Source organism: Rhodoplanes sp. Z2-YC6860 (assembly GCF_001579845.1).
Taxonomy (GTDB): Bacteria; Pseudomonadota; Alphaproteobacteria; order Rhizobiales; family Xanthobacteraceae; genus Z2-YC6860.
Map to the genome: position 1 here is coordinate 183,428 of NZ_CP007440.1, position 16,720 is coordinate 200,147.

General features: G+C 64.9%; 14 protein-coding genes and 1 tRNA gene. 10 read left to right on the forward strand and 5 right to left on the reverse strand.

Features of this window, described 5'->3' with window-relative positions; translation table 11 throughout:
- Positions 1 to 8 precede the first annotated feature (8 nt).
- From RHPLAN_RS00835 to RHPLAN_RS00865, 7 genes are all read left to right on the forward strand, one after another.
- Positions 9 to 998, forward strand: a complete 990-nt coding sequence (locus RHPLAN_RS00835; RefSeq protein WP_068013046.1) for a Bug family tripartite tricarboxylate transporter substrate binding protein — start codon at positions 9 to 11, stop codon at positions 996 to 998.
- Between the two features lie 72 nt (positions 999 to 1,070).
- Positions 1,071 to 2,465 carry an MmgE/PrpD family protein gene (locus RHPLAN_RS00840; protein WP_068013048.1) on the forward strand — a complete coding sequence of 465 codons (1,395 nt, stop codon included), beginning with the start codon at positions 1,071 to 1,073 and terminating at the stop codon, positions 2,463 to 2,465.
- A gap of 10 nt (positions 2,466 to 2,475) precedes the next feature.
- Positions 2,476 to 3,306 (forward strand): hypothetical protein, encoded by an 831-nt coding sequence (locus RHPLAN_RS00845; protein ID WP_157099986.1) that lies wholly within the window; start codon positions 2,476 to 2,478, stop codon positions 3,304 to 3,306.
- Positions 3,307 to 4,219: 913 nt separating this feature from the next.
- Complete coding sequence (locus RHPLAN_RS00850; RefSeq protein WP_068013051.1) at positions 4,220 to 4,885, forward strand: response regulator transcription factor; 666 nt, start codon at positions 4,220 to 4,222, stop codon at positions 4,883 to 4,885.
- A gap of 187 nt (positions 4,886 to 5,072) precedes the next feature.
- The gene (locus RHPLAN_RS00855; protein WP_157099987.1) at positions 5,073 to 5,393 is read left to right on the forward strand and encodes a circadian clock KaiB family protein; all 321 of its coding nucleotides are present in this window, start codon (positions 5,073 to 5,075) and stop codon (positions 5,391 to 5,393) included.
- Positions 5,393 to 6,904 (forward strand): circadian clock protein KaiC, encoded by a 1,512-nt coding sequence (kaiC, locus tag RHPLAN_RS00860; protein ID WP_068013055.1) that lies wholly within the window; start codon positions 5,393 to 5,395, stop codon positions 6,902 to 6,904. The genes RHPLAN_RS00855 and kaiC overlap by 1 nt, the downstream gene beginning before the upstream one ends.
- Complete coding sequence (locus RHPLAN_RS00865) at positions 6,901 to 8,766, forward strand: response regulator (protein ID WP_068013057.1); 1,866 nt, start codon at positions 6,901 to 6,903, stop codon at positions 8,764 to 8,766. The genes kaiC and RHPLAN_RS00865 overlap by 4 nt, the downstream gene beginning before the upstream one ends.
- A gap of 183 nt (positions 8,767 to 8,949) precedes the next feature.
- Here RHPLAN_RS00865 and RHPLAN_RS00870 read toward each other — a convergent pair.
- The 5 genes from RHPLAN_RS00870 to hemC form a co-directional block, all read right to left on the reverse strand.
- Positions 8,950 to 9,024 (reverse strand) — tRNA-Thr (locus tag RHPLAN_RS00870).
- Between the two features lie 254 nt (positions 9,025 to 9,278).
- Positions 9,279 to 10,895, reverse strand: a complete 1,617-nt coding sequence (locus RHPLAN_RS00875; protein ID WP_068013059.1) for a heme biosynthesis protein HemY — start codon at positions 10,893 to 10,895, stop codon at positions 9,279 to 9,281.
- A gap of 13 nt (positions 10,896 to 10,908) precedes the next feature.
- On the reverse strand, positions 10,909 to 12,249 hold the full coding sequence (locus RHPLAN_RS00880) for a COG4223 family protein (RefSeq protein ID WP_068013061.1): 1,341 nt from the start codon (positions 12,247 to 12,249) through the stop codon (positions 10,909 to 10,911).
- 233 nt (positions 12,250 to 12,482) lie between these two features.
- Positions 12,483 to 13,190: a uroporphyrinogen-III synthase gene (locus tag RHPLAN_RS00885; RefSeq protein WP_068013062.1), complete on the reverse strand. Its 708-nt coding sequence runs from the start codon at positions 13,188 to 13,190 to the stop codon at positions 12,483 to 12,485.
- Position 13,191: 1 nt separating this feature from the next.
- Positions 13,192 to 14,121, reverse strand: coding sequence for a hydroxymethylbilane synthase (gene hemC / locus RHPLAN_RS00890; protein WP_157100739.1), 930 nt, complete (start codon positions 14,119 to 14,121; stop codon positions 13,192 to 13,194).
- Between the two features lie 61 nt (positions 14,122 to 14,182).
- Between hemC and tsaD the strand changes: the two genes are divergently transcribed.
- The 3 genes from tsaD to RHPLAN_RS00905 are packed head-to-tail and all read left to right on the forward strand — an operon-like array spanning position 14,183 to position 16,717.
- On the forward strand, positions 14,183 to 15,259 hold the full coding sequence (tsaD, locus tag RHPLAN_RS00895; RefSeq protein WP_068013066.1) for a tRNA (adenosine(37)-N6)-threonylcarbamoyltransferase complex transferase subunit TsaD: 1,077 nt from the start codon (positions 14,183 to 14,185) through the stop codon (positions 15,257 to 15,259).
- A gap of 19 nt (positions 15,260 to 15,278) precedes the next feature.
- Positions 15,279 to 16,268: an NAD(P)H-dependent glycerol-3-phosphate dehydrogenase gene (locus RHPLAN_RS00900; RefSeq protein WP_068013068.1), complete on the forward strand. Its 990-nt coding sequence runs from the start codon at positions 15,279 to 15,281 to the stop codon at positions 16,266 to 16,268.
- 26 nt (positions 16,269 to 16,294) lie between these two features.
- Positions 16,295 to 16,717 carry an EVE domain-containing protein gene (locus tag RHPLAN_RS00905; protein WP_068013070.1) on the forward strand — a complete coding sequence of 141 codons (423 nt, stop codon included), beginning with the start codon at positions 16,295 to 16,297 and terminating at the stop codon, positions 16,715 to 16,717.
- The last annotated feature ends 3 nt before the right edge of the window (positions 16,718 to 16,720 follow it).

The following is a 16,720-nucleotide window of genomic DNA, read 5'->3' on the forward strand; positions in this document are numbered from 1 at the left end:
AGGGAGATATGCAAAGAAGACAACTGATCGCGTGCACCGTCCTGCTGGCCGGAACGTTCGGCGCAGCGCTCGCAGCGTCCAGCGCGGCGCTGTCGCAATCCGGTTATCCGAACCGGCCGATCCGCATCCTGGTCGGCTTCGCGCCCGGCGGCCCCTCCGACATCATCAGCCGCGTGGTCGGCGCCAAGATGGGCGAGATCATGGGCGCGCAATTCATCGTCGAGAACAAGACAGGCGCCGGCGGCGCGATCGCCACCCAGGATGTCGCGCGCTCCGCGCCCGACGGCTACACGCTCCTGAACACGCCGGTTGCGACCGTCGCCAACGAGTTCATGTCCAAGACCATCAAGTACGAATACGGCAAGGACATCATCGCGGTCTGCCCGCAGGCCGAGACCGCCAACATTCTCGTGGTCAGTCCCTCGCTCGGCGTGAAGACCGTGGCCGAGCTGGTCAAGCTCGCGAAGGAGCAGCCCGGCGTGCTGCAATACGCCACCGCCGGCCGCGGCTCGGCGACGCATCTGACGAGCGAGCTGTTCAACATGGTGGCGGGCATCAAGACCGTCGCGGTGCATTACCGCGGCGGCGGCGACACCGTGAAGGATCTCCTGTCGGGCGGCGTGAAGATGATGTTCTCCAGCATCGCGCCGGTGCAGGATTTCGTGCGCGACGGAAGGCTGATCGGGCTCGCCACCACGGGCCCGAAGCGCGATCCGGCGTTCCCCGATCTGCCGACCATTGCGGAGTCCGGTTATCCAGGCTTCGACGTGCGGCTCTGGATCGGCATGACAGCTCCGGCTGCGACGCCCAAGGACATCATCCACAAGCTCGCCGACGCGAACACCAACGCGCTGCAGTCGCCCGAGATCAAGAAGGCGCTGGAAGCCCAAGGCTTCGCGCCGATGAACGGTTCGGCGGAGGATTTCGATACCTTCTATCGCGCCGAGCGCGCGAAGTGGGGCAAGGTGATCACCGAAAGCGGCCTGGACAAGGATTAAAAAAGCGGGCCGGCCGCAGTACTGTGGCCGGCATTCTAAGGCGCGGTCTTTGTGAGTGGAAAGGCAGATCGAATGTCGAGTGCGGCATCTCAAGAGGCGACGGGTGTTCTGGCGCAGTTCGCGGCCACGCTGAAATACGACGATGTGCCCGAGCGCGTGCGCGAGCAGTGCAAGAACCTGCTGCTCGATGCGCTGGCCTGCGCGGTCGCCGGCAAGCACGGCGACGAGACCGAGCAGGTCGCAGCGCTCGCCGGAGCGCTGGCGCAGTCGAACGAGAGCAGCGTGATCGGCCGCGACCGGCTGTCGCTCGCCGGCGCCACGATGCTCAACGGCTTCCTGATCACCGCGGTGACGATGTGCGACACGCATCGCGCCACGCTGACCCACATCACGCCCGAGGTGATGCCGCCGGCGCTCGCCATTGCTGAGCGCGACAACAAGTCGGGCCGCGATCTTCTCGTGGCGCTGATCGCCGGCATGGAGACCATGACCCGCATCGGGCTCGGCACCGACTATCCGGTGTTCCGCCAACGCGGCTGGCACGGCCCGGGCGTGTTCGGCCCGTTCGGATCGGCCGCGGCGGTCGGACGGCTGCGCGGCTTCGATGCCGAGACCATGGCGCGCGCGTTCGGCCTCGCGGGCAGCCAGTCGGCCGGTACGTTCGCGGCCTGGGGCACGCCGACGGTGAAATTCCATCAGTGCCGCGGTGCGCTGTCGGGCCTGATGGCGGCGCTGCTCGCCGAACAGAAGTTCGTCGCCACGAAAGAGTTCCTCACCGCGAAGGACGGCGGGCTCTTCAACAGCTACGCCAATGGCGGCAAGCCGGAGCTCGCTTTGGCCGAGCTCGGCAAGCATTGGGAGTTCGAGCAGATCGCGCTGCGGCTGTGGCCGTCGGCGTCGTCGACGCAGACCATGAACACCGCGCTGTTCGATCTCGTCGAGCAGCACGCGCCGGCCTTCGACAAGATCAGGAAGGTGCGGGTTTCGCTCAGCCAAGCTGTGTACGACCTGCACGGCAAGCTTCCCAACTACAAGGCGAAGTTCGACGCGCTGATCTCGGCGCATTATGTGGCGGCCGCGATCCTGCACGACCGCGCGCTGACGCTCGCCCAGTTCGAGCCGCAGCGTTACGACGACCCGACGCTCCGCCGCGCCGCGAAGGAGCTGATCGAGGTGCGACCCGATCCGGCGATCAAGGGCAACAACTGCGCGGTCGAGATCGAGATGGCGGACGGCGCGGTGCTCAAATCGTTCTGCGAGCATCCGCGCGGCTCCTTCGAAAATCCGCTGAATCGCGCGCAGATCGAGGACAAATTCCGCACCTACGCCAAGGGCGTGCTGAGCGACGCCCACGCCACCGAGGTGATTGCGACCGTCGCGCGGCTTGAGGAATTGTCATCGGCGCGCAAGCTGATGGATCTATTGCGGGGGGCTGGACAGCCGGCGCAGAGTGGACGCGCCGCATAAGGAGGAGCCTGTGTTCAAAGTCAGCCTTCTTGCTGGATTGGCCCTTGTGATCTTCGCCGCCCAAGCCGACGCAGCGCCGCGGCAACGGGACCGATATCGGGATCGAGATCGCGATCGCGGCGCGGCCGCGCAGATGCAAATCGAGAAGGTCGAAATCACCGGCGGACGGCTGGTGATCGAAGGCCGGACCGCCAGGCCCAATCAGGTGGTCGTGCTGGTCAACTCCGGCGACAAGACCGCAAGCTTCCCGAATCGCAAGTTCAGCTTCTCGCTGTCGTACCTGCCCGAGACCTGCATGATCGACCTCAAGGTCGAGACCGAGGAGGTCAAGGATCTGCTGGTGACCGGCTGCATGCGCGGTGCCGGCAAGGATGGCGCCGATGGCAAGGACGGCACCAACGGCAAGGACGGGACGAACGGTGCGAATGGCACAAACGGGATCGACGGCAAGAACGGCGCGGATGGCAAAAACGGCAAGGACGGCCTCATCTATGGCGCCCTGCCGGGCGACGGCCTGACCTTCAAATGCTGGCCGAGCGACATCATCGGCCTCTGGTTCATCCGCGATTACCCGCAGCCGAACGCCCGCACCATCGCGCACATCGCGCCCGACCGCGACAGCAGCGCCAACAAGCTGAGCCTCACCGAGCCGGGCGATCCGCTGCAGGCGGACAAGCCCGAGAACGCGACGCAATCGGCCGAGTACGACCAGGGCAGGCTCTACATGCTCGACCGCCAGACCAAGACGCGCGCCGGCCTGCGCGGCGAGCTCGCCGCCGACTGCCGGTCGATCCAGTGGAAGGGCGACGGCGACGCGGTGGTGAGGACCTGGGAGCGGTGAAGCCGCGACACACTCCGCGGTCATTCCGGAAACCGTGACACCAGCGCGTTCACGCGCGTCTTCAACGCGCGCTGGCGCGGTTATCCGGAATCCATAACCACGACTCGGGGTTATGGATTCCGGGTTCGCTTGCTTGCGCTCGCGCCCCGGAATGACGGCGGTGGGTAGGCCCACACTCGCGCGCATCCCGTCAACATCCATCCAGGCGTGATTCATCGGCCCCTTCAATGCAGGCGCGGGGCCGGCGCCTCTATTCTTTCTTGTCCCTCACATGCGTGAGGGCGCGGAGCGCCGGTTGGCGCTACGTCTCAGTCGACACCCCTTGCGAGGGTGCCGCGGGCTTGTTGCGAAGCCCGCTCGCCTTCCGGCGCTCCACTGGCGGCGATTTATCGCGATACCCTCGCTCGAGATTCGATCGGACGGTGCGGGACGAACCCTTCCCTACGGCCGCGTTGCCTTGGCCCTTCACCCGATCGCGCCCTGCCACTGAAGGCGGCCCCCTCATCGGGGACGGACGATGGCATCGCACCCTGGGACGTGGTCACGAGCCACGCCTGCAGGCGCCACACCCCGCTCCGCCAAACAGACGTCTCTAGATGACGCCCTCAACGAGCGAGGCAAATCAGAACTTATCAAGAACATCACTGTGCGTCAACAGCTACAAATTTTCGACGCTACCCGCATCGTGACGCGAGCATCGGCGCACTTGGTGCAGCATCCAGCATTTTGCGCATCGCCTCAGGCTGGTCTGGTGCGCCCAGGGAACAAAACGCCACGCAGCACGGAACCAATGATCGCGGATTGAGTTAGTGCGAACCTACTAGGTCACTGATTGAAAGGAACTAGATAGCTCCGCGACGTGTTAGCACGACGCCCATGTGCGGCTTCAGCCTATTAAGAAAGGGGGATCGCCATGAATAAGATAAACGCGCGCGCGGAGACCGAACCGCTGCAGCAAATAGCGTCTGCTCTGAGGGATGGACTCATCGTCGTGGATCATGATGGTCAAATCGTCTGGCTGGACGAGAGCACCCAGCGGACCGTTAACGGCGGCCTGCAGCAACTGACATTGCCAGTCGCCCGAAACCAGCGGCCAGCCGTGGACTGCTTCCTATCGACCGTAGAGGTCGTCATCAACGGCGAGCAAAGGACCTTGTGCGTGTTGCAAGAGACCTCGGAAAGCAAAGAGGCAGGCCAGGACATCATTGCCGCCGTCGAAGCCGTGATGTCGGACACGTCGTGGTTCACACGAACGATTGTCGAGAAACTCAAGGCGTGGCGACAGACCAAGCAGCCCGCCGCACGCGTCTCGGACCTCGAACTGCTGACTGACCGGGAGCGGGAAATACTTGCCTTGATTTGCGAAGGCCGCAGCGATGCTGACATGAGCCGTCTGCTTGGCCTATCGCAGAACACCGTCCGCAACCACGTGGCGTCACTGTATCGCAAGATAGGCGTGAACCGACGAAGTGCCGCCATCATCTGGGCCCGCGAGCGGGCGATCACGAGCGAGGAATTTACATCGGCAAAAGCCCGCAATCGCTCAAGCCGCCTCCGTTCGGATAACAGGCACTACTAGTCCTGCTAGTAAGAAACGCCCAACTAGTAGACTTGGTATTTGTCTCTCTCTTGCGCCTGAACCAACAGTGATGCTTGTGTCGTCGCTTGCGGATCGCCCGCATGAGATCGCGCTGCGGCTCTAGATTCCGGGAGGCGGCCTTCGCCGCCTCGCTTTTCCCGAGAGGTTGCGCGTCCGCGATTTCAAGGTGGCCACTGCATTGGCCGCCATGAAAGGTCAGGCGCACGTGAGCGACTGTTTGCTGAGACTTTATATCGCCGGAAGATCAGCAATCTCTCAACGTGCCGAGTCCCATCTTCGTCAGCTGCACCGCTCAATAAAACTTGAATGCAACATCGAGATAATCGATGTGCTCAAAAGTCCAGAGCTCGCCGAGCAAGCGGGTGTGTTGGCAACGCCCACACTCTCCTATGAGCATCCATCGCGCTCACGCCGGATTATTGGCGATCTCAGCGATACAAAGCGGATCGTTGAGTTTTTGGGAATCGAATTAAAGGAGCAGACCTAATGACCGCTCACGAGCCGGAGTCTGAAATTCCAGATGTGCTTGAGCGCGTCAGAACCGGCGTTGATGCTTTTGACGAATTGGTAATGGGCGGGCTGCCTCGGGGCCGGACTACAGTGGTTGGAGGGACGCCCGGAAGCGGAAAGACCATATTCGCCACGCAATTTCTGGCGCACGGCGTCACGAAGTACGGCGAGAATGGCGTGCTGGTCACGTTCGAGGAGCCGCCGCGCGACATCGAAGCAAACATGCGCGGCTTTGGTTGGGATCTTGCGACGTGGCGCAAGGAGGGCCGGTTGGCTGTCGTCGATGCCAGCCCACCGGCAAACGATGAACTGGTCATCGGAGATTTCGATCTGGCCGGTTTGCTGGCACGCATCCTTCATGCGGCGAAATCCGTCAACGCCAAGCGCGTTGTCCTCGATTCTCTCACTCAGCTATTCGACCATTTCATCGGCGACCCGAAGATGTTGCGTCGGGAGCTTTTCAGAATCGCCGATGCTCTGAAGAAGACCGGGCTGACCGTTCTCATGACAGCGGAGCGCTCGTCCGAATATGGAGAAGTCACCCGGCACCGACTTGAGGAATTTATCGCCGACAATGTCGTGATTCTGCGCAACGTACTGCAGCGTGAAAAGCGCCGGCGGACGATCGAAGTCCTCAAGATGCGCGGAAGTCATCACGCGGAAGGCGAGGCCCCGTTCACGATCCTGGGCAGTCATGGCCTTATTGCCGTGCCCATGTCGTCGCTTCGGCTGGAGCAGCAGTCCAGCATGGTTCGCGTAACCAGCGGCAACCCTGCCATCGACGAGATGTGCAGCGGCGGGTTCTTTCGCGACAGCGTGACGTTGGTTAGCGGAGCAACGGGCACCGGCAAGACACTGCTTGTGACCAATTTCCTCGCTGGTGGCGTTGCGGCCGGGGAAAAAGCGGTTTTGTTTGGTTACGAGGAAAGCCGTGGCCAGCTCTTCCGCAACGCCAGTGGCTGGGGCGTCGACTTTGCAAAGATGGAGGCCGAAGGCAAATTGAAGGTGTTTTGTCTTTATCCCGAGGCCCAAGGTTTGGCCGATCATCTTTTGTCGATTAAAAATCTGGTCGATGAAATAAAACCAAATCGGATCGCCATCGACAGCATCTCTGCTCTTGAGCGTGTGGCGCCGGATAGTGGCTTCCGCGAATTCCTTATCAGTCTCACTTCATTCATCAAGAAAAGCGAAATCGCCGGCCTTTACACAGCGACCAGCAAATCGCTTGTAGGAGGTGAGACTGCAAGTGAGCAGCACATATCCACTCTGACCGACTCAATTATCCTGCTTCGCTACATGCAGGAGCAGGACAAGATGCACCGCGGCCTGATGGTGCTGAAAATGCGTGGCAGCGAACATGCGAAGGAAATTCGCCGCTTTACCATTGATGGGGCCGGCATGCATTTGGGAGAACCCTTCAAGGCCGCGCCCAACGTCTTTTCGGGAAGCGACAGCCATAGGCGGTCAAGCGCAACCGAACTCCCATGAATGTGGTCATGGCAAACGCTTCACTTGCGGCCAGCGTCGATCAGTCAGAGGTCAGGTTTCTGGTCGAAAAGAATGCGGACGGCATTATCGTCGTCGATCACGACGGAGCCGTTCTCTTCGTCAATCCAGCAGCGGAAGAGATTTTTGGCCGGCCATCATCCACGCTGATCGGATCGCCTGTCGGTATTCCTCTAGTGTTGGGTGAGACGAGTCAGATTACCGTCCATCGCCCAGGCGGCAATCACGTCGATGTTGAAATTCGAGCCGTCGATACCAGGTGGGGCGACCGGCCGGCGTGGCTTGCGAGTTTGCGTGACATTTCCGTACGCGTTGCGCTGGAAGAGCACCGCAGGCACTCCAGCAAGATGGAGGCCATCGGCCGGCTTACTGCGGGCATCGCGCACGACTTCAACAATCTGCTAACCGTCGTTTTGGGAAACCTGGAGCAGGCCCTGCGCCACAATCAGGATTCTGCATTGGGAAGACCGCTTGAGAACGCGATTCACGGAGCGCGGCGAGCGGCGCTGCTGACGGAGCGCCTGCTGTCCTTCTCCCGGCGGAAACCGCTCGAACCCAAAGCGTTGAACGTGAACGGGCTTGTCGAAGGCATGTCCGATCTCCTGCAACGCACGCTCGGTGAGGGCGTGAAAATCCGCACATCCCTGGACCCCGACCTTTGGACGGTCGAAGTCGATCCACCGGAGCTTGAGGCCGCACTTCTCAATCTCGCTGTCAACGCTCGCGATGCCATGCCGGAGGGCGGCTGTGTCCTGATCGAAACCGCTAATGTTGATTTGGATGCCGCTTATGCTGCGATTGAAGGAGAGATCGCCGCCGGCTCATACGTGCTGGTTTCAATCGCCGATACCGGCGGCGGCATCCATCCGGAAGTGCTTAAGCAGGTCTTTGAGCCGTTCTTCACCACAAAGTCGGACGGCAGAGGCACGGGTCTCGGTCTCAGTCAGGTCTACGGCTTCGCGAAGCAGAGCGGAGGCCATGCAAAAATTTACAGCGAGATCGGGATCGGAACCACGGCTAAAATTTACCTCCCGAAATCCGCAGCCGCCAACGCCGTCGCGCTGGAGCAATCCGGCGGCAGCACCGAGCTTCCTCTTGGCCGCTCTGGGGAAACCGTTCTGGTCGTCGAAGATGACGAAGATGTCCGAAACTACACGGTCTCAAGCCTCTCGGAACTCGGCTACACCGTGTTGGAGGCGGCCGATGCGCAATCAGCACTGGACATCATCCAAGATCACGAGAGCGTACAACTGCTGTTTACTGATCTCGGTCTACCCGGCGGGATGGACGGCAAAGCCCTAGCCCTCCGCGCGCAGCAAGTGCGTAACTCTCTCAAAGTCCTGCTTACCACAGCATATGCTGGAAGTGCGCTTGTGCACGATGGCCGCCTCGACCCGGGCACAGAGCTTCTTTCGAAGCCATTTACTTTCGATTCGCTGGCGCGTCGCATCCGCGAGTTGCTGGACCGCAATGACCGCACGCAACAACAATCGAAAATCCTGATCGTCGAAGACGAGGTTTTATTGCGAATGCTCGTCGTCGAGGTATTGACCGATCATGGATGGCAAACAATCGAAGCGGGAAGCTTCTCGGAAGGCGCTGAAATACTCCAAACTGCGGGCGATGAATTGAGCGCGGCGATTGTCGATCTGGGGTTACCTGATCGTTCCGGCGATCAGCTTGTTCTGGAGATCAGGGCTCGATATCCGGACCTGCCGATCCTCCTGACCACCGGCTTCGCTGATGAAAATATGCGAGCGCGATTTGCGCGTGATTCCCGAACTCGATTTTTTGGAAAGCCATTCCAGCCGGAGGCGCTCATTGAAGCGCTTCGCAGCTTTTGAATTTTGTACTTGAAGGGCTCGGCGCTCGACAGGGGGTTTGGCACGCCACGGGCTGACGCCGACATGCGGCGGGCGGCACGATCCGGTAAGAGGGCGCCGTGTATCCCTGAATGGACCGTTTGCTATGCGCGGCAGTGCTGAAAATCGCGCAACGCGCTGAATCAACGTCGCTATGCGCTTGAATGGTGCCGGCGGAGGGATTTGAACCCCCGACCACCCGCTTACGAAGCGGATGCTCTACCGCTGAGCTACGCCGGCACAGGCCGAAAACGGCTGAAAGCGCGCCCGTCTTAGCGAGAGGGGCAGACCTTGGCAAGCAAACCGAACTGACTGGCGCGTTTTCCGCTCGAGTTGCATCACGTTCGCTGTCATGCCCGGCCTTAGCCGTCCAAAGGACGGCGTCGCTTCGCTCGCCTATGGTGCCGGGCATCTCGATGAGTTGAGCACAGTGCCTCCCTGAGCGAGATGGCCGGGACAAGCCCGGCCATGACGGAGCTTGGGGCAAAGACCGGTCAGAACAGCCGTAATCCGCGCGATCCGGCGGCCGGTCCGGGCTCGGGGTCAAGCTCGGGCGTCGGTTCGGGGCCGGGATCGTCCGGCGCATGCACCAGGGGAATCACCGCCTCGGCCCGTGGCGCCGCGGGAGCGGATGCTGGAACCGGCGGTGATGCCGGCGCGGCCGCGGTCGCGGCCGGCTCGGACTTGAGTGGCGCGGGCTTGGGCGGTTCGGGAGCCGGAGCCGGCTCGACATCGGGCAGCGGATCGGGCGCCGGCGGCGCGATCACCACGGGCCTGGCCTTCGCGGCGGCTTCGAGCGCGTCGACGTCGACCGCGTCGCGGGTGACGCCGATCTCGGCGAGCGGCACCTTCCACTGGAACGCATCGAGCCGGCCGCTGACCGGCGACACCGGCATCCAGCGGTCGGAGACATAGCCGTCGGCGGTCCAGGCCGGATCGCGCGCGGCGTGCAGCGCGCGCGCCATCCATTCGCGGGCGCGGCCTTCGTCGCCGCTTTCGCTGCGCTCGATCTCGGCCATCAGGCCGGCGGCGCGCTGGGTCGGCTCCTTGAGCAGCGGCTTCAACGCCGTGCGCGCCGCGGCGAACTCCTGCGCCTCGAGGGCTGCGCGCGCCACCGCCAGCACGCCTTCGGGGTGGCCCGGCGTGCGGCCGGCCAGCGACTGCACGCGCGTCAGCCGCTCGCGCGCCGAGTCGCCCGAGCGCAGGTGCGCGTAGGTGTCGGCGAGGTCGGGATGCGGATTGGCCTCCCAGGCCTTCTCGACGATGCGCGCGGCGCGGCGATGCTCGCCGGCGTCACGCAGCAGCCGCGCCGCAAGCTCGGCCGCGGGCACGAGATTCGGCGCAAGCTTCAAGGCTTCGAGCGCGAGCTCGCGCGCCCGGTCGCGATCGGTCTCCTCAGTGGCGAGCGCGCGGGCCGTGATCAGCACCGCGCGCTGGCGTTTGTAATCAGTCTTGTCGATCAGCCCGAAGCGGCTGTTCCGATCGAGCGCCTGCTGCGCGCCGGCCCAGTCGCCCGCGGTCGAGCGGAATTCCAGCACCGCCTGCCCGGCCCAGCCGAGCGACGGCGAGGCCGTTGCGGCTTCCTCCGCATAGGCGCGCGCGGCGGCATGATCCTGCCGGCGCTGCGCCTCGATGAAGAGCCCGCGAAGCCCGAGCAGCTTGGTGTCCTCGTGCTCGGTCATCTTGCGGAACGCGTGCTCGGCGGCGGTGCGGTCGCCGGCGAGCTGCGCGCATTGCGCATCGAGCAGCAGCGCCAGCGGCTGGCCCGGCGCGATGCGGGAGGCTTCAGCGGATGCGCGCTGCGCCGCCTTGATGTCGCCCGAGCCGACCGCGATGAGCCCGCGCGAGATCGCGAGATAGCCGCGCACGCCGCGGCGATGGCTCAGGAACGTTCCGATCAGGTCGGGCGAGCGCAGAATGGTGCGGATGACCGACCAGAGCATGATGGTTGCGGCGATGACGAGCACCAGCGCTATCACGCCGACCAGCACCGAGGTCTCGATCTGGCGGCCCTGCCAGGTGATGGCGATCTCGCCCGGCCGGTCTGCGATCCAGACGAAGCCAAACGCGACAGCAGCTATGAACGCCAGGAAAATGAGGACGCGGATCATCGCCAGACCTGTATCACGGGGCGGCTTTCAACGCCGTAACCGCGTCGGCAGCAAGTTTGCGGGCGGCCTCGACGGCCCTGGCGCGGGCGTCGGCCTTGTCGATCCAGGTCTGCAATGGCGTCTGCCTGCTGATGTCGGGGGGCATCGGCAGCTTTCTGAGCTCGGCCTGCGCGCCCGCGATATTGCCATCCCTGGCGCGTTGCTCGATCCGGGCGAGGAGGGCACCGGGGTCGTCGCCATGCACCTCGCCAATCGGACGGACACGCACGAGCCTCTCGGCATTGGCCTGAAGCTTTTCCAGGAACGTGCTGTCGCGCGGCGCCTCAGCCGGTGGCGTCATCATGGGGCGGATGATCGTGATCAGTTCCTGGCCGAGCGTGGCCTGGCTCGGCAGGCCGGATGCAGCGAAACGCTCCAGCGAGTTGATGTACGGGATGTCGGAGGTGAGTGGCTTCACGATCGCAAGCTCGGTCGCGTAAGGCTCGCCGCGCTCGACCGCGGCGCGCAGCGCCGACGCAGCAACCGCGAGGCGCACGGGGCGATCGGCGCCGGCGCCGGTGTCGCGGAGTTTGGCTTGCAGCTCGGCGGTCGCTGCCGCGAGCTGCTGGATCTGACTGCCACTTTCGCGCGACGCGGCTTCGAGCGCATCCAGGCGGCGTGTCAGGTTCGCGACATTCTCGGAGGCCGATTTGGCTGTGCTCTCGGCGGCCGCGACGCGGCTCTGCACCACCGGATCGGGCGCGCGCGGGACGCTGATCGCGCTTTCGAGCTTGCCGAGCCGCACGGCGACATCGTTCAGCACGCGGGGATCGGCCGCGGTCGCGGCCGGCCGCGCGGAGAGCTCTTTCAGCTGCTGCTCGATCGCACCGAGGCGCGGATCAAGATCCGGCGACGCAGCCTGCGGCGGCGACGACGTCAGCTGACCGATCGAGAGCGCACCGGACAGCCACAGCAACACGAACAGCACCAGCCCGCCGCCGAGGCCGGACAATCCGGCGACGATGGGGAGCGACCACTGTCGCGGCGGATCGTTCGGCGGTGGCGGCGCGGCCGGAGATTCTCCGGCAGCCGGTTGCTGGGGCTCCTGTGGCCTGGACTCGACCGCGGCCTCCGCCGACGGCGGCTCAAAGGCCACCTGCTCGGGCGGAGCTGCATCGGGCTTGGCCTCGGAAAGTCCGGATAGATCGGCGGCCTGCTGTTGCGGCGCCGGATTGTCGGGGTTGGGGTGATCGTTCGTTTTCGGCGGGGACTCAGAACTCGACACCGACACCTCGGTAGCCTCCAAATTGATCACCGGCGGTGGCCGGCGGCGGCCGCCCGGCGGGTCCGATGGAGGGCGCTTGGTACTGGACATGGCGGCATTCTAGACGATTCGAACTTGGCTGGCGTGTGACGATCCGGCTCAGCTTTAGCGCCTTTTTCACTTCGATTGCATCGAACTCCGCCGTCATGCGCGGGCTTGACCCGCGCATCCCGCTTAGGAAGGCACTGTGCTCACCTGATCGAGATGGCCGGGACATAGGCGAGCGAAGCGACGCCGTCCTTCGGACGGCTATGCCCGGCCATGACAGCGGTTGGGTCGGCGGACTATTGGGAAATCTCCGCAATCAAGCTCGCCTCGTCCGGATGCGCTGACACCGCGATGCGCGTCGCTCCCGCGAGCCGCAATGGTTCGGCCGCGCGATCCGACAAGCAGTAATGCATCGGCTTCAGCGCCTCCCGCTGCATCATCCGGCTGCAAGCGAGATAGCCGTCGACGCTGCGGCGGGAAAAATGCAGCACGCCGTCGATACGGCCCTGCGCCAGCGCGGCTTGCACCTCGGGCGGGAAATCGTTCGCGGTCACCGCGCGATAAGCGACCACGGTGTGCACGCCGATGCCTTTCATCGACAACGCGCCGGCGAGATCGCGCGAACGATCCTCACCCGCCGGATAGAGGAGCCGCACGCGCGAAGGCGCAAAGCGCATCGCTGTCAGCCGGACCAAATCATCCGCATCGCCGTCCGCCGATGTCACATCGGCAAAGCCCGCGGCGCGCGCCACATCCGCGCTCGCCCGTCCGACAGCGAGCACCGGCAACGACCGCAATTCGCCGCACCGCGGATGAGCCGCCAAGGCGCGCGCGCCGTTGGCGCTGGTCAGCAGCACACCGGACCAAGGTGGCGAGCCGAGGTCGGCATCCGGAATCGATTCGATGCGCAGCATCGGCGCGAGCAGCACCTCGTGGCCTTTCGCCCGCAACGTCGCCGCGGTGCGCGCGTTGTCGGGCTCGGGGCGCGTGACGAGGAGCCGCATGTCAGTGCGCCGCGAAGAAATCCGGACCGGCGAGCGATTTCAGCTCGGCGCCCGCGTCAGTGCCGAGCCGCACGGCGTCGTGCACGGTGCCTTCGCGTTTGGTCTCGAAGGCCTCGCTGCCATCGGGCTTCACGATCATGCCGCGAAAGCGGATCAGCCCGCCCGAGACGGTCGCGTGTCCAGCAATCGGCGTGCGGCACGAACCGTCGAGCACGGCCAGAAACGCGCGTTCGCAAGCGAGCGCATGCGCGGTGTCGGCGTGATTGATCGGCGCAAGCATCTGCCGCGTGTGCGCGTCGTCGGCCCGCGTCTCGATGCCGATCGCGCCCTGGCCGACCGCCGGAAGAAAATCGTCGATGCCGAGCACCGCGGTCGCGGCCTCGACCAGGCCGAGACGCTTCAGGCCGGCCAGCGCCAGCAGCGTCGCATCGGCGACGCCCTCGTCGAGCCTGCGAAGCCGCGTTTCGACGTTGCCGCGCAGCGACACGACTTTGAGATCGGGCCGCAACCGCTTCACCAACGCCTGGCGGCGCAGCGAGGCCGTGCCGACGGTCGCGCCCTGCGGCAGCTCGGCGATGGATTTCGCCTTGCGGCTGATGAAAACGTCGCGCGGGTCCTCGCGCTCCATGAACGCCGACAGTACCAGGCCGGCGGGCAACACCGTCGGCATGTCCTTCGAGGAATGCACCGCGAAGTCGATCGAACCCCCGATCAGCGCCTCCTCGATCTCCTTGGTGAACAGGCCCTTGCCGCCGGCCTCGGAGAGCGGCCGGTCCTGGATGCGGTCGCCGCTGGTGCGGATCACCGTGATCTCGACCTGCTCGGCGTCGAAGCCATGCGCCGCGGCCAGCGCCTGCCGCACCATGCGCGCCTGCGCCAGCGCCAGCGGGCTGCCGCGTGTTCCAAGTCTAAGCGTACTAGGCCGAAGGATGGGACCAGAGGGTTGTGCCAAGGATTGCCTCACCAGACCTCAGAGTGGTAGCCGTTGTCGCATGCTTGTACTCGGAATCGAAACCACGTGCGACGAGACCGCCGCGGCGGTGGTCGAACGTTCGGGCGAGGGCCCGGGCAAGATCCTGTCCAATGTGGTATTTTCGCAGGTGAGCGAGCATGCGGCGTTCGGCGGCGTGGTGCCTGAAATCGCCGCGCGGGCCCATGTCGACGCGCTGGATCACATCGTCACCAAGGCGCTGGCGGACGCCAGCCTGACGGTCCGCGACATCGACGGCGTCGCGGCGGCCGCCGGTCCGGGCCTGATCGGCGGCGTGATCGTGGGGCTCACCACCGCCAAGGCCATCGCCATGGTGGAGAACAAGCCGCTGATGGCGGTGAACCATCTCGAGGCCCATGCGCTGACCGCGCGCCTCGTTGCCGGCATCCCGTTTCCCTATTGCCTGTTCCTCGCCTCGGGCGGTCACACCCAGATCGTCGCGGTGCGCGGCATCGGCGACTACACCTTGCTGGGCACGACCCAGGACGACGCGATCGGCGAGGCCTTCGACAAGACCGCGAAGCTTCTGGGCCTGGGCTATCCGGGCGGCCCGCAAGTGGAGAAAGAGGCCACACGCGGCAACGCCACGCGCTTTGCGCTGCCGCGGCCGATGCACGGCCGCGCCGAGCCGGACTTTTCCCTTTCCGGGCTTAAGACAGCGCTGCGCCTCGAAGCCCAGAAGATCGCGCCGCTCAACGACCAGGACGTGGTCGATCTCTGCGCTTCGTTCCAGCAGGCCGTGGTCGAACTCATTCAGGATCGGCTCCGTGCCGGCATGAAGCTGTTCCGCGCCCGCTACGGCGTGCCGACCGCGCTGGTCGCGGCCGGCGGCGTCGCCGCCAACGAGGCGATCCGCAAGGTGCTGCAGCGCGTCGCCTTCGAGGGCGGCGTCAAGCTCGTGGTGCCGCCGGGCGAACTGTGCACCGACAACGGCGCGATGATCGCCTGGGCCGGCGCCGAACGCCTCGCGCTTGGCCTGACCGATCCGCTCGACTTCGCGCCGCGCGCCCGCTGGCCGCTCGACGAGGTCGCGGGCCCTCAGACCAAGCCGGCGCGCGTCGCGCAGCAGGGCGCTTAACTCTCACCAGGAGCCGCGCATGACGTTCGATCGCATCGCGGTGCTGGGAGGCGGCGCCTGGGGTACGGCGCTCGCCAACGTCACGGCGCGGGCCGGACGCAACGTCACGCTGTGGGAGTTCGACGCCGGCAACGCCGAGCATCTCGCCAGCAAACGCGAGAGCCGGTTCCTGCCGGGCGTTCGTATCGAAGACGGCATCGCGATGACGCGCGATCTCACCGAGGCATCGCGTGCCGACGCGATCCTGCTGGTGGTGCCGGCGCAGGCCATGCGCTCGGTGTGCAAGACGCTGGGCGCGACGGTGGCGCCCGGGACGCCGGTGATCGCCTGCGCCAAAGGCATCGAGCACGGCACGCGCAAGTTCATGACCGAGATCATCGCCGAGTGCGCACCGAAGGTGACGCCCGCGATCCTCTCGGGGCCAAGCTTTGCCGCCGACGTTGCGCGCGGCCTGCCGACCGCGGTGACGCTCGCGGCCTCGGACGAGACGATTGCATCGGGCCTGGTGCAGGCCTTGGCGTCCCGCACCTTCCGGCCGTACCAATCGACCGACGTGCGCGGCGTCGAGATCGGCGGCGCGTCGAAGAACGTGCTGGCGATTGCGTGCGGCATCGTCACCGGCCGCGGCCTGGGCGCCAGCGCGCAGGCGGCGCTGACCACGCGCGGCTTCGCCGAACTGGTGCGGTTCGGCCGCGCCTATGGCGCCAAGACCGAGACCATGATGGGTCTGTCGGGCCTGGGCGATCTGATCCTGACCTGCGGCAGCCCGCAGTCGCGCAACTTCAGCTTCGGCATGAATCTCGGCAAGGGCCTCACGCCGAAGGACATCCACGGCAAAACGGGTCTGGCCGAAGGCGCCTTCACGGCGCCCGTGCTTTTGGAAATGGCGCGCGACAAAGCGGTCGACATGCCGATCGCGTCTGCGGTTGCGGCGATGCTCGCCGGGCAAATGAATGTGGACGAAGCGATCGAGTCCCTGTTGGCACGGCCGCTGCGGGCTGAAGAATAGAGCGTCAGATACGGCGGGAGAACGCGATGGCTTACTGGCTGGTGAAGAGCGAACCGGATGCCTGGTCCTGGGACCAGCAGGTCAAGGCCGGTGCGAAAGGCACCGAGTGGACCGGCGTGCGCAATCACACCGCCAAGCTCAACCTGATGAAGATGAAGAAGGGCGACCGCGCGTTCTTCTATCACTCCAACGAAGGCAAGAACATCGTCGGCATCGTCGAGATCGCCCGCGAGCACCATCCCGATCCGACCGCGGAGGCCGGTACGCCGTGGGTCGTGGTCGACATCAAGGCGCTGGAGCCGGTGCCGAAACCCGTCTCGCTCGAAGACATCAAGAAAGAGCCGAAGCTGAAGGACATGGCGCTGATCAAGCTGTCGCGCCTGTCGGTGCAGCCGGTCACCGCCGACGAGTGGAAGATCGTCTGCAAGATGGGCGGCGTGAAGGCTTAGAGC

Coding starts and splice junctions, on each gene's coding strand:
- RHPLAN_RS00850 (WP_068013051.1), top strand. CDS start 4,220: ATGAATAAGATAAACGCGCGCGCGGAGACCGAACCGCTGCAGCAAATA.
- RHPLAN_RS00880 (WP_068013061.1), bottom strand. CDS start 12,249: ATGTCCAGTACCAAGCGCCCTCCATCGGACCCGCCGGGCGGCCGCCGC.
- RHPLAN_RS00875 (WP_068013059.1), bottom strand. CDS start 10,895: ATGATCCGCGTCCTCATTTTCCTGGCGTTCATAGCTGCTGTCGCGTTT.
- tsaD (WP_068013066.1), top strand. CDS start 14,183: ATGCTTGTACTCGGAATCGAAACCACGTGCGACGAGACCGCCGCGGCG.
- RHPLAN_RS00885 (WP_068013062.1), bottom strand. CDS start 13,190: ATGCGGCTCCTCGTCACGCGCCCCGAGCCCGACAACGCGCGCACCGCG.
- RHPLAN_RS00865 (WP_068013057.1), top strand. CDS start 6,901: ATGAATGTGGTCATGGCAAACGCTTCACTTGCGGCCAGCGTCGATCAG.
- RHPLAN_RS00900 (WP_068013068.1), top strand. CDS start 15,279: ATGACGTTCGATCGCATCGCGGTGCTGGGAGGCGGCGCCTGGGGTACG.
- RHPLAN_RS00905 (WP_068013070.1), top strand. CDS start 16,295: ATGGCTTACTGGCTGGTGAAGAGCGAACCGGATGCCTGGTCCTGGGAC.
- kaiC (WP_068013055.1), top strand. CDS start 5,393: ATGACCGCTCACGAGCCGGAGTCTGAAATTCCAGATGTGCTTGAGCGC.
- RHPLAN_RS00835 (WP_068013046.1), top strand. CDS start 9: ATGCAAAGAAGACAACTGATCGCGTGCACCGTCCTGCTGGCCGGAACG.
- RHPLAN_RS00840 (WP_068013048.1), top strand. CDS start 1,071: ATGTCGAGTGCGGCATCTCAAGAGGCGACGGGTGTTCTGGCGCAGTTC.